The organism is Methylotuvimicrobium buryatense (assembly GCF_005931095.1).
Classification (GTDB): domain Bacteria; phylum Pseudomonadota; class Gammaproteobacteria; order Methylococcales; family Methylomonadaceae; genus Methylotuvimicrobium; species Methylotuvimicrobium buryatense.
The window spans coordinates 1,228,492-1,241,087 of the sequence record NZ_CP035467.1 but is presented as its reverse complement, the minus strand read 5'-3'; the positions used below and the strand labels follow the sequence as shown (position 1 = coordinate 1,241,087).

Annotated in this window: 11 protein-coding genes; 3 read left to right on the top strand and 8 right to left on the bottom strand. The window is 52.1% G+C overall.

What is annotated here, in order from left to right; all coding sequences use genetic code 11:
- Window positions 1–9: 9 nt before the first annotated feature.
- The gene (locus EQU24_RS05735; protein WP_017840409.1) at window positions 10–393 is read right to left on the bottom strand and encodes a group I truncated hemoglobin; all 384 of its coding nucleotides are present in this window, start codon (window positions 391–393) and stop codon (window positions 10–12) included.
- A gap of 198 nt (window positions 394–591) precedes the next feature.
- Here EQU24_RS05735 and EQU24_RS05730 point away from each other — a divergent pair, with 198 nt between their 5' ends.
- Window positions 592–1,227 (top strand): helix-turn-helix transcriptional regulator, encoded by a 636-nt coding sequence (locus EQU24_RS05730; protein WP_017840410.1) that lies wholly within the window; start codon window positions 592–594, stop codon window positions 1,225–1,227.
- A 430-nt stretch (window positions 1,228–1,657) separates the two neighbouring features.
- Here EQU24_RS05730 and EQU24_RS05720 read toward each other — a convergent pair whose 3' ends face one another.
- From EQU24_RS05720 to EQU24_RS05695, 7 genes are all read right to left on the bottom strand, one after another.
- On the bottom strand, window positions 1,658–3,280 hold the full coding sequence (locus EQU24_RS05720; protein WP_017840412.1) for a SulP family inorganic anion transporter: 1,623 nt from the start codon (window positions 3,278–3,280) through the stop codon (window positions 1,658–1,660).
- A gap of 343 nt (window positions 3,281–3,623) precedes the next feature.
- Entirely contained in the window at window positions 3,624–3,911 is a 288-nt protein-coding gene (locus EQU24_RS22290; protein WP_175421664.1) for a hypothetical protein, read from the bottom strand.
- On the bottom strand, window positions 3,908–5,089 hold the full coding sequence (locus EQU24_RS05715) for a DUF3322 domain-containing protein (protein WP_017840413.1): 1,182 nt from the start codon (window positions 5,087–5,089) through the stop codon (window positions 3,908–3,910). The genes EQU24_RS22290 and EQU24_RS05715 overlap by 4 nt, the downstream gene beginning before the upstream one ends.
- The gene (locus tag EQU24_RS05710) at window positions 5,089–5,871 is read right to left on the bottom strand and encodes a ketopantoate reductase family protein (protein ID WP_040575595.1); all 783 of its coding nucleotides are present in this window, start codon (window positions 5,869–5,871) and stop codon (window positions 5,089–5,091) included. The genes EQU24_RS05715 and EQU24_RS05710 overlap by 1 nt, the downstream gene beginning before the upstream one ends.
- A 69-nt stretch (window positions 5,872–5,940) precedes the next feature.
- Window positions 5,941–9,300: an ATP-binding protein gene (locus tag EQU24_RS05705; RefSeq protein WP_017840415.1), complete on the bottom strand. Its 3,360-nt coding sequence runs from the start codon at window positions 9,298–9,300 to the stop codon at window positions 5,941–5,943.
- Complete coding sequence (locus EQU24_RS05700; protein ID WP_017840416.1) at window positions 9,293–10,069, bottom strand: DUF4194 domain-containing protein; 777 nt, start codon at window positions 10,067–10,069, stop codon at window positions 9,293–9,295. The genes EQU24_RS05705 and EQU24_RS05700 overlap by 8 nt, the downstream gene beginning before the upstream one ends.
- Window positions 10,066–11,529 carry a DUF3375 domain-containing protein gene (locus EQU24_RS05695; RefSeq protein WP_017840417.1) on the bottom strand — a complete coding sequence of 488 codons (1,464 nt, stop codon included), beginning with the start codon at window positions 11,527–11,529 and terminating at the stop codon, window positions 10,066–10,068. Before EQU24_RS05695 ends, EQU24_RS05700 begins: the two co-directional genes overlap by 4 nt.
- Window positions 11,530–11,727: 198 nt before the next feature.
- Here EQU24_RS05695 and EQU24_RS05690 point away from each other — a divergent pair, with 198 nt between their 5' ends.
- Window positions 11,728–12,012, top strand: coding sequence for an encapsulin-associated ferritin-like protein (locus EQU24_RS05690; protein WP_017840418.1), 285 nt, complete (start codon window positions 11,728–11,730; stop codon window positions 12,010–12,012).
- Window positions 12,013–12,033: 21 nt separating this feature from the next.
- Window positions 12,034–12,555, top strand: coding sequence for a peroxiredoxin (locus EQU24_RS05685; protein ID WP_017840419.1), 522 nt, complete (start codon window positions 12,034–12,036; stop codon window positions 12,553–12,555).
- Window positions 12,556–12,596 lie beyond the last annotated feature (41 nt).

Genomic DNA, 12,596 nt, shown 5'->3' with positions numbered 1-12,596 from the left:
TTCCCTTAATTATCTGCCTAAAACATCGTTGCGGGTACTTTCTGCAATCGAAGCGACTTGTTCGATTAGGTTGTCAGGAACGTTCAACTCTTTCAATGTTCCGCCTAAATGTTCCATAACGGCATCGAAATGCGAATCGTCCAACCCCATTTTGACTAGTCTAGCATGTGCGTTGCGCATATCGGCGCCGGTGTAACTATTCGGTCCGCCGAATGCCATCGTTAAAAACGCTTTTTGTTTCGCCGCCTGTTGCTCCATGTCGACATTATCGAAAAAGCGATTGATTCGGTGATCCGCTAATACTTTACGGTAAAAAATATCGACTGCCGTATTAACAGCCGCTTCTCCACCGATTTGTTCAAATAATGATTGATTAGGTGTAGCTTCACTCATCGTTATCTTCCTTTGTTTATGTTTATATTTTTATCGCTGAGCATCAAAGGCTCAAGGGCAAGTTTAGTCTCGATACCATGCTTTTGCAATATTTATATTACAAAAGTTACATATTTGCATTTCTATGATATGCTTGCCGTTTGAAAAGCCTAAAAAATCTAGGCGCAATAACGATTATTCTAAGGGGAGGAGGTTTTTTTGACAAAAGGAATCGGTACGCGACGCGAGCAAATATTGCGATTGCTGCTCGAATCACGATTAGGCCTGGGTATTGATGAGATTGCCGAGCAGCTAGATATTTCCAGAAATGCGGTTCAACAACATCTATCCAGCCTTGAACAAGAACAGTTGATCAAAAAAGACATATTCAAAAGTACCGGCGGACGGCCCTCCCGAAATTATGTCTTGACCGAACACGGCATCAATTATTTTCCGAAACAATATTCTTGGTTTTGCAACCTAGTCCTGACGGAACTTAAATCCGAAATGTCTGAAGAAGCTTTTAGACAGTTCATGTGGCGGCTCGGCGTAAAGTTGGCCAATACACTGACTTCTCAATTCAGCGACAAAAAGCCCGAAGAAAAAATCGTGGCTCTAATCAATACCATGCAAAGCTTGGGCTATCACGCATCGCTCGACACTAACACCGGTCAGCCCGTCATTAAAGCATCCAATTGCGTCTACCACGACTTGGCCCAACAATTTTCGGACCTTTGCGATTTCGATCATGCCTTGATTTCAACACTGCTCGATCGACCGATCGAACAAACCGCCTGTATGGCTCGCGGAGATTGTTCTTGCACATTTTTAATCAAATCCGAACCGTCCTGCTGACGTATTTCAAATCGAAAGTCACATTTCTTCGATAACGAACAGAAATAGCAACATACCGAAAATAAATTTGAAACCGAAGTTAACATACCAGCCATTCCCAATTTGGAGATCAAAAAGGGTGTGGGGTATGCTTGGCGAGGATGTCGGCAGCAGGGCAGATTTTTGCTCCTCGGCAACTGCTGAGTTACATGGATGTAATTAGTGCAGAAAATGCAGGAGCATTTTTCTGCCCTGCATCGCCTAAAGCGCCTACTGTTGGTGCCCTACTACACGCCATCCTTGGCGTACGAGATGCCGTCAAGCCCCCCATGGATGGGTTTACGGCGGTCCTCGATAGACACGTCCCATACCTTTTATTCTTAGACGGTTTTTCGATCAAAAGGGGGTAAATCAATGCCGGACAAGGCAAAAAGCCTCGTCCGGTCCGCTCTCAATAATCTTCTTGCATAATTCCCATAGAATCGAGCTCATGAAGGTTTTGTAATTGCGCATCCGGCACCAGCGCATCATGTAGACTCGTAAAAAGAATTCGCTCATTAAAACTCGAACTCTTTGCACTTAACAATTGTTCTCGCAGAGCCGGCTTGACCAAGACTCTAACCAGCATCGAGCGGCCTTGCAGATATTGCACGACTTCATCTAGCATCACGATAGCACTCAGATCCATCAAATCCACTCGCCGGCAATCGAGTATCACCTCCTCGGTATCCATGATGCTGTCGACCGCCTCGATGCGGTCCAGCATATGACTGGTCGAACCGAAAAACAGCGGACCCTTGATCGACATAATTCTAACGCCCCTCCCTGGTTTTTCAGTCAAATGATAATCATGATTGGTCTCGAAACTAATGTCGGCTTGCTGTGCCAAACGCCACGTCAACATCCCCATCGCCAAAATCACGCCGACCGTCACGCCAATGACCAAATCTACTAACACGGTCAGTAGCAACACACAAAACATGATCATCAATTCCGAACGGGTCGAGCTCGACGCCAATTTGAACATTCTGTAATCAATGATATTAAAACCGACCTTGATCAAAACACCGGCAAGCACCGGTAACGGAATTTGACTAGCCAGCGGCGAGAGTTCAAGCAATAACAGCAATAGGAATAAAGCATGCATCACCGAGCTCAGCCTCGTTTGCCCGCCGGCCTTGACATTGACCACGGTGCGCATCGTCGCTCCCGCACCCGGCAAGCCGCCGATAAAAGCACACAAAATGTTACCCAAACCTTGCGCAATCAACTCTCGATTGGGCTTATGATGCGTGTGCGTAATCGAATCGGTTACCAATGAAGTCAACAAGCTATCGATACTGCCCAACAAAGCCAACGTCAACCCTAACATAAACACCGAGGACCAATGTTCCAGACTAAAAGACGGAAAATGCAAATCAGGCAATCCGGCCGGGATATCGCCGATCACGGCGGTTTCAAGGCCCGCAAAGACCGCCAGTTGGGTACCAATAAAAAGCGCCAACAACGGTGAGGGAATGAAGCGGCTGATTTTGATCGGCGTCAAAAAAACAATTGCCAATGTCAGCGAACCCAAAAACATCGAATCGAATCGGATCGATTCAATGACTGACGGTAAATTAAACAAGGCCGATAGTGTCGAGGAATCCGGTGTACCGCCTAAAAGCGGCGCCATCTGCAGAATAATGATGATCATGCCGACGCCGCTCATGAAGCCGGAAATCACCGGATAAGGAATAAACCGCACCAAGCCGCCCAACCGCATAAAACCGAACAAGATTTGTAACAAACCGCCAATCAAAACAACGGCCAACGCCAACTGAAAATTCCCTCCGAAAGTCGTCAGAGCCGAAGCAAAAACGACCGTCATCGGCCCAGTAGGTCCACTCACCTGTAATTGAGTACCGCCGAAAACGGCGGCAACCAAACCTAACGCAATCGCACCATAAAGACCGGCTAATGCACCAGCACCGGATGCGACACCAAATGCCAGCGCCAACGGCAATGCTACGACACCGGCCGTCAACCCGCCGAATATATCGCCTTTCAGCATCGCAAAAGAATAATTTTTCATAAAGCCCAGTACCAAAAAATCAACCCTTAAAAATCAAGCAATAAATAATCCAACTTGGGCTTCACAAACCTACTTGATTAATAATGAGCATTTAAGAAATAGATCACAAGGACTTATAAACCAGCAATTCCCAGTTTGAGCAGTTTCGCCGATTTTAGGTGTGGGGTATGCCTGTCGAGGAACGCCGTAAACCCATCCATGGGGGCTTGGCGGCAGCTCGAACGCCAAGGATGGCGTGAATGCAGATTTTGCAGGAGCAAAAATCTGCCCTGCTGCCGACATCCTCGCCAAGCATACCCCACACCCTTTTTGATCTCCAAATTGGGAATTGCTGCTTATAAACCTAGAAAAGCATTTCGCTATAAAAATCATGTAAGCGTTCTCGTTCCCACCGCTCCAGCGTGGTAATAACTGTCATTAAGTTAAGGGAAACCGTCATTCCGCCATGGAATGGCGGAATCCAGCGCCATGAATGGCAGGCTTTTGATGCACGTTCGAGCCTGAAGCCAGCATTACTTATTCTGTAACGGCTTAATGTAATGGCAATGTGCGAGGGAATACATACCGATCTTGCCTCAGCCGAGGTATGGCTTCCAAGGAGGAGCACAAGAACCGGAAAATCCTTACTCATAAATAATGCCAACCCAGCAAACACGTCCGAATATAATCCGGCGCCAGGCGCTCTTGTTCCAGCCGCGTTTTTTCGTAATACCGACTTTGCAAACGTTCGAACAATTGCCGCTCTGCTTCGGTCAGATATTCCGGCAGCTTGCCTTGAGGGCATTCTTCTTCGACCATGCGCTTTCGATGCTCGAGCAGAGTATCCTCATCCATCATCAGCGCCTGCAAATGCGGTTGACGCCGGCGCGCGTCGCTCAAAATCGTCAAGCCCCAGCTATCGATATCGCCCCAGTAAGCGATACTTTTCTGCTTGAGCCACTCGGCATCCATCCAGGCGGTATTTCTGCCGCCGCCGAATACCGCGATGGTGTCGTCCAGTTTTGGCAAAGCATAACCGCTTTGCTTATTTTCGACGACCAGAATGCGGCCGGCAGGCAAAACATGGTTTTGCAGCGTCCGCGTATCCATTTGCATGATCGGCAAACCCGCCAGTCGTTCGCGGCTTTGCCGGCACAGCGGACGCACCAGGAGCCAACCGCTCGGATTGGCGATACAAGCCAACCAATTCGACAAGCCGCCTTGTTCAGTCACCTCGCCCTCATGAAGCCGATCCGCCAAGGCTTCGATCAGTCCTTGATAATTCTCGACGAACTTGGTATCGACGCCCTTCAGCGGCAAAGCGCGCAAATAGGCGCCCTGCCCCATGCCCCGACGTAACTGCGGCAACAATTGCGCCAATAGCGCGCTATCATCCGGCGCCATGCTTTCCAGAACGGACAATTGCCTGATCAAAACGGAAGACAGACGGGCATCCAGATTCAACAGCGGTCTCATCAACTGCTCCCATCGCTGTTTTCTGACTTCGGCTTTCGAACCCAAAACGGCTATCAACGCCGACATCGACTCGATTTGCACCGCAACGGGCAGCGTTTGCTCGCCCAGTTGCTGGAATTTTTTAATTTGCCAGTCCACTTGACTCTGATTCGGCCAGCGCTTCCAGCTTTCGATAAAGCGCAGGAAATGCTCCAGATCGGCCAAGGCCTGAGCGCCGGTTGGCGCTTTGAGCGCTATACGGATAGGAAAAGGACGGTCGCCGCTCAATCGACCGCGAAGGTTCTCAGTATTCAGCCATTCCCGAGTTCGCAACTGCTCCAGCACATTATCCGGCAACAACCCCCACCGATTCATTACTTACGCTTTTGCTGATTGACTTGCCGATAAATTTCATTGAGCCTGGGCGTCTCCAATCCGGCTCCCCCGGCATACTGCAGAGCGCGCTCCAAGCGAAATCGAGCGCTACGGCCGAGGCAATTTCTGTCGGGACAATCCTCGATGCCTTCGATCATGCCGGCAATCAGCTTTTCTGCAGACAACGCTCGACCGCTCAGCCATTCCAGAATAGCGACTGCTTCCAGAGCAACTTCCCGGACGAGTTCGCGATGCCACATCCACAAATCTCCGACCGTACCGCCGCACGACAAACCGCAGATATTGACGGTCATGATATAAAGCGATTTACGCAGAAGTTGATATAACAATTGATCTTCATCTTTCAGCAAGCGCGTGGGAATATCGATTGCTTCCAATGCCTGCATCAAGACATCGGCACGAGGGCCATACACCGGCGTATAGAGAATATTGGTCAACGCCATCCCCGGTTTCTTTTCAAACCAGACTACCGCAACGGTCGGATTATCGATGCCGTGCCGTTGCCAATGACGAGGCAACAATTCGTTTTGCACGAATCCGACTCTATCTCGCCAGGACTCGGGAAGATCCTTCAATATCCCGTCCAGCTCGCTTTCTTGCACCGTAATCAAAACGAGGCACGGTGTCGGTATATGATCAGCCGCGTCAGAGATTGCCGTTTGCCGGGTAATCGGATAAACCGGATGTCCGCAGCGTAAAAAACCGCGAGCGAATTCGCCGCCTAACTCTCCGATACCGATTAATACAATAGGTGCTTTCATAGTCATAACGAAATTGCCGGACAAATGGGCGATGTTAAACAATCAGCCTTAGCAACTCAATCATCTCGCCTATGCTTCGGGTGTCAATACCACGTCGAATGCTTCGGCCTGTTGCCGCAAACGCTCGTCGATCTCTTGCCAAGTGACTTCGCACAAACTACTCTCATGCGCCGCGCCGTCGCGTTCGGCAATCAACAAAGAACGAGCCGACTCGCGCGCCAAATTTAGGTTCTTGTAAGGCGTGATCAAATTGACATGAATATGGAGTTCCTTGAAGATACGCAGCACCCGGCGGCTAACCGCTTCAGCCGTATTCGAAAAGGCTTCGTCGAGAAATACGGTGCTGTAAACCGGCCTATCGCTGCCGTCCGGCGTCAATACATAGGCCAAACTCGCCGCGACGATGGTGCCCGCGAACGATTCTTTTTCCCCGCCGGATTTCCCGCTGGACGACATCAACACATCGCGAATCTTGCCGTCTTCCGCGCCGATTTCCTCGGCATAAAACGACAACTGATGACGCGGGTCGAGCAAACGCAGACTTTCCTGCGTATTGGCCGTAGCCGGATTACTGGCCTTGTCCAGAATGGCGATGACCTGCTGCAAGCCGGCGAAACGCGCTTCGTGATCGTCGCTGGTCAATTGCTCCATGACCTTGCTCAACAGACGATTGAAATGCTGCACATGCTCGTATTGCTCGTTTTTCATGCCCAATTGCAAATAACTTCCGGCCCGGAATTCGGTCCGCTCCAGCACCCGATTGATCGTTTGGATGCGCTCGTCGATGTCTTCCCGCTCCGATTCGATTCGTGTGCGTATCCCCGCTAGCGATTGCGTCGCGTGTCGGTTCAGCCGTTCGCGAAACTTTTCCACGAGAGCCGGCAAGCCTTCTTGCTCCAGTTGCGCTAAATGCGCCAGATAATCCTGCAGACTCGCCAGATCCCCGCCCCAATCCGCGGCGACGATTTCCCATTTCGCGCGAAAACCGGTCATGATGCCGACCGCCGATCGGCTGGCCCGGTCTTTGCGGGCGCGAACGACTCCGCGTTGCTGTTCCATATCGCGACGATAACGTTCCTCGATTTTCGCGGCTTCCTCCAGTTGCGCGTCCTTGAGCACGCCTATTTTTTTCAGCAATGCCGCGCGCAAATCGTCGGCAACGCCGGTTTCGGCGAGCTTCAAGGCTTGTTGTCTGTTTTTTTCGGCGTTTTCATGGTCCTTACCGATCGCGCTCACGCGTCCGATTTGACCATCCTTTTGCTTTTGCAAATCATGCAATGCCGTTTTCGACGCTTCCCAGCGCGCCTTCGCGGCGGCTAAGTCACCGCCGGCCCGTTCCAATTGTTCGATATCGTGTTTATGCTCCACGATGCGGTTTTGCCAATACGGCACATCGATATCGGCCCAACGAAATTGGCTTAGTTCTTCCCATTGCCGGTCGCGCCGGTCGACCGAATCCATGGCTTCGCGCGCCTTGCCGACCGCCTTACCCAACTCGATGATTGCTTGTTTCAAGCGCTCGACATCCTGACGCAACAGATCCAAGCGGCTTTTGTTGGAAAATCCCAATTGCCAGGCGCGGCGGTCGTCGATGCGCTGCTGATCTTTTTTCTCGAAGCGGCCGCGATCCATATGCATCAAACCCTGCCGCGTCATTGAAAAAGGCGTCCGGTCGAGCCGTTCGGTACTTTCGACGCAGTGCAGATCGAAACGCGCCAGGTGCCGTTTCAACCAGTCTCGGTACGGATGATCGCGCCAGACCAGTTTGCGCAAATAACCGTCGGCTTTGAATTCCGGCGCCTGGTCGAGCTCTCGAACGACTTGCACGCGCACATGCAAGCCGGTGTGACGTTGATTCAACCAGCGCGTGACCAATGAAAAATCGCTTTCCGGCACCGCCAGCGTCGTACGCAGCCCGCCCAACGCGCGTTCTATCGCACCCTGCCAAGCGCGCTCGTCTTCGCGCACGTCCAGCAATTCGCCGATGAACATCAGCTTGCCGCGATCCAAGCCGAGTGCTTCGGCCATTTCATCGCGCAGGATTTGAAACTTGGCGTCGATATTGGAATCGGGGCGTGCCTCGATTTCGCCGATTTCGTCCTGCAAGTGCCGTTGTTGTTCCTGAGCATTACTCAGTTTGGCGGCCTCCGCGGCGAAATCATTCTGGACTTGCGTTTTTTCGTTGGCGATGGATTCTCGGGCCTGTTGCGCCTGACGCTGGTTGCCTTGAAAAACCGTTTCTTCGAGACTGCCCTCCAATTGCAAAGTACCGGCGACTTGCTGATAGCGCGAGGCCTTGAGATTGACCTCGGCCAGTTTAGCTTCCGCGGCCTGTAAGTCTTTCTTGATGAATTCGATACGCTCGCCGCCGGCTTGCAGATAATCGGCATGGCATTGCTCGGAGCGCTCCGCGGCTTCGTTCACTTGAATTTCCAGCCGTTCGAGATGATCCTTGGCCTGCTGCAGCGCCGAAGCGATGGTCTCGATACGCAACCGCCATAGCCCGGCGCATTGTTCGCCGAACCAAGCCGACAGGCCGTCCAATTCGGCATCCAGCTTTTGCAAATCCTGTTCGGCGCGCTGCAAGTCTTCGGTCACGCCGGGCAAATCCGCCAAGGCATCGCGCTGCTGACGGGCGTCGAGCAACTGCTTGTGAATGCCGACCAGATCGGCGAATTCGTCGACCGCTTTACGCGCATCGTCGCGCACATTGCTGGGTTCGAGCACCAGATCGCGGATCAATGAAGTCAGATCGTCGATTTTCTTCAGGCCCAAAGCCCTCGCCAATAACGCCGGCGCATTCGGGTTATCCATGTGCAACAAGCGCCGGTAGCGTTCCTGATATTCGGAAAAACGGTCGTCGCAAGCGGTAATCATAGGATCTTGGCGTAAGAACTGTTTCAACGCGCGCGGATCGCCGTCACCGAAGGCGTCGAGCAATTCTTTCAGGGTCACATTACGGCGTGCGACTAGATAAACCCGCTTTAGATCGCCTAGGGCATTACCGGCATGCGACATCCAAAACAAGGCCGCGAGCGTTATTTGCGAACCGTCGTCGGCCTGATAAAAGGCGCGAAGTCCGGTGACGACCGCACCTTCGCGCTTGCTCAATATCCGAGTTCGGCCGCCGTCGTGAGCGCTGCCGAAACTGCCGCGAATATAGCTCATCAAACTTCGGTCGCTCCGGTCGCCCTGAGCCGCCGCGACATTAAACGTCGCCTTACCGGCCGGCAGCAACAAGGCCATCAAACCGTCCACCAGAGTCGATTTTCCGGCGCCGTTGTCGCCGGTGATCAAGGTACCACCGGGATCGATACGGGCCGTATGCAAACCGTGAAACGAGCCCCAGTTATAGACCGACAATTCTCGCAGCCGGATCGCACCGCAAGCGAACAAATCGCGAACTTGCGCGCTAGGCACATCAGCCATCGGAAGCCTCCTGTTCTTCGCTCAGGCTGGCGCCGGTCGCCAGCTTCAGATATTCTTCGAGCATTTGCTCGAGAAAGGCAGCATTGACGACATAACGAATCACCGGCGTGATTTCAAAACGCTCTTCATCGCCGCGCACCGCCGCCAAAATTTTCCGGTCTTTCATGATTTTCAACGCCCCGCTCAACTGCCGCCGGTCGCTGCGACTGCTGTTAGTCAACGGCAGAAACGGCCGCAACGCGACATCGACGCGGTCGATATCGATAATGACGCGCTGCTCGCCGGCGTTTTGCCGTTCTTGATAATGCTTGCGCAACACCAGTAGCAATAAGGTATCGTACAGAGTTAAGGTTCGCCTGACGATCAGACTACTGATTTCATCGTCCTCGTCGAGTTCTTCCACTTCTTGTTGAAGTAAAATAGCCAGTCCCGCTTGCTCATCCAGCAACAGGCGCAGATACATATCGGCCAGATGGGCTTCGATTGGCGCGCGGTAGCGGCACAAGGCCTCGAATTGCAGGCGTTTATTGTCGGCCATGATCACGCCGTGGCGCAGCAACCCGACTAAAGCACGGCGCGCTTCGGACGGCAATCGGCCGGAATCGGCTTCCGTCTCGCCGCCGGCTTCGGACTGCTCTTCGAGCGCGAGGGATTCATCTGTCTGCTGCGCGTTTGAAACCTCGGACGGCTCGATTCGGCCGCGAAGCAAATCGAACAGATCGGGCTGTTCGGCAGAATTTCCGGCCAGCGGTTTATCGAAAAAACTCACAAAATCAACTCCTCAAGTTGTTCGGGAAATTGCTCGGCACTGAGCAAATAATGCGGAATTTCCGCTTTGAGACGCTGCCCGTTTCTATCTTTGATTTCCACTGTCTCCCTGCCCTGCAATTCGGTCGCGCCGACAGCGCGCGCAACCCTGAGAAATGCGATCAATTCTTCCAGGCCGGCCTGAATCGGCTGACGCGCAACCAGGCCCGCGATACTGAGCGGAATTCGGCTGGCCCGTAATGTTTTGCGCAATTTTTCCGCGACAGCCAGCACCTGCACCGCATGCAATTGACGCAACATCGTCTCGCTGGGCGTGGCGTTATTGATGTGTTCTTGGACATCGCGCGTGTCGAGCTGTTCCTCGGGCATTTTCAGACACCAAGCGTCCGGCGATTGTATTTTGACATGGCCGCTGTCGAGTCTCAGACTCGTTTCGTGACGCATCGAAATATCGGCTTCCTTGAAACCGACCGCCAAGCGCTCCAACTTGCCGAGCAATCGGTCCACGGCGCGCATTTCACCGGCCGCTCCGCTTTCGACGAACTGCCGCAGATTTTCCTCGGTACGGCGCCGCACTTGGAATACCCGTCCGCTTTCGCGGCTCAATTCGCGCATCAGTTTGCCGAGAAAACGGGCCTGTTGCTCGCTGAGATTGTTCGCGGCCGGACGGCTTAAAATCGCTTTCAATTGTTCGCGCAATTCGGTACTGCGATTTTGATCGCACAATAATTGAAAGAAACCGTCGAAAGCCCGGCCTGCATCGCTTGCAGCCAGCAGTTGCTCCTGTTCTAACAGATTCAGAATCACGTCGCCTCGGCTGCCGCCGGATTCGATCATTTGCACGCGCAGGGTCTGGTCGATTTGCCGTATTTCGTCTTCGACACGGCGAAAATCGCCGGTCAACACCGCCGCCAATTGATAAATTTCGATAATCCGCTCGCGCTGTTCGGTATCCGATAATTCATGAACGATACCGGCCTCCAATTCGTCGAGTTCCCGCTGAATTTCGGCCTTGCGCGATTCCAGCAATTGAATGCGTTCGGCCGGGTCGGGACTGATCGCGACCGATAGATCCCGTACCGCATCTTGCACGATACGCAAATGCGACGCGGTGGCGTTGGTCTCACGCTGATCCAATTGCCGGCAGAAACGCAACGCCACCTCGCAAGCGTCGGTTTTGCTCAATTGATCGTCCAACTCGCGCAGCCAACCGGCTTGAATCCATTGCCGCAAATAGGTTGCGGCATTGACCTCGACTTCAATAATACCCTGTTCGCGCCAATGCTCCAGTTCGGTATCGAGCGCCATCTTGGCGCGGCCGAATGCGATTTCGTCGGCTTCTTCGAACAAATCGGCGACGAAGGCGAGTATCAACGGCGCATTGTCCGAACGCAACAAACGCCAAGCGGCATGCTCTTTGTGCAATCGGCGAAATCGGGCGTTTAGTTCGTGGAAACTCATGAATCAGTTTTAAGGCGCGGAATAAATTTTAACTGGGGATTATATCGTGTATCGACGTAATAAATCGCCTTGATAATGACAATCTATTATCCATTGCATTAAAACGGCGTTACACTGTCAATGAGCCGAGAAGGAAGATAGTATCGTGAGATTCCCTACCTAATCGACATTCATTTATTCAGTAGACGAGGCTCCAAAATGGCAAACGAAGGTTATCACGAAGCAATAGAAGAACTCTCCGATGCAACGCGCGATATGCATCGGGCGATTACCTCTTTAATGGAGGAACTGGAAGCGGTCGATTGGTATAACCAACGCGTCGATGTGTGCAAAGATAAAGACCTCAAAGCGATACTCGCTCATAACCGCGATGAGGAGAAGGAACACGCGGCGATGCTGTTGGAATGGATACGCCGACAAGACCCGAAATTCGACAACGAATTGCGCGATTATTTATTTACCGATAAACCGATCGCTCATTGATCAACCCAGCGGAGAATCAAAATGACTTCAAACGTTCCCAATGTAGTTTTCAAAACCCGCGTACGAGACGAAAGCATCGGCGGCGATAATCCTTTCCGATGGCAAGATGTGAGTAGCGACGACATTTTCAAAGGCAAAAAAATCGTGCTGTTCTCCCTACCGGGCTCATTTACGCCGACATGTTCGAGCACACACTTACCCGGTTACGAAGCAAAATACCAAGACATCATCGATCAAGGCGTCGATGATGTCTATTGCTTAAGTGTCAACGATGCCTTTACGATGTTTCAGTGGGGCAAGCATCTGGGCATCGAGCATGTCAAAATGCTGCCCGACGGCAATGGCGACTTTACCCGTCTGATGGGGATGTTGGTCAAAAAGGAAAATCTCGGCTTCGGCTATCGCTCTTGGCGTTATTCGATGCTGGTCGAGGACGGTAAGATCGTCAAACTGTTCAGCGAACCCGGCTTTTCCGACAATTGCCCGGACGACCCGTTCACGGTTAGCGACGCGGACACGATGCTCGATTACTTAAAATCATAATTTAACTATTCGCTCCCTTATCCATCTATCCAAGAAAATGC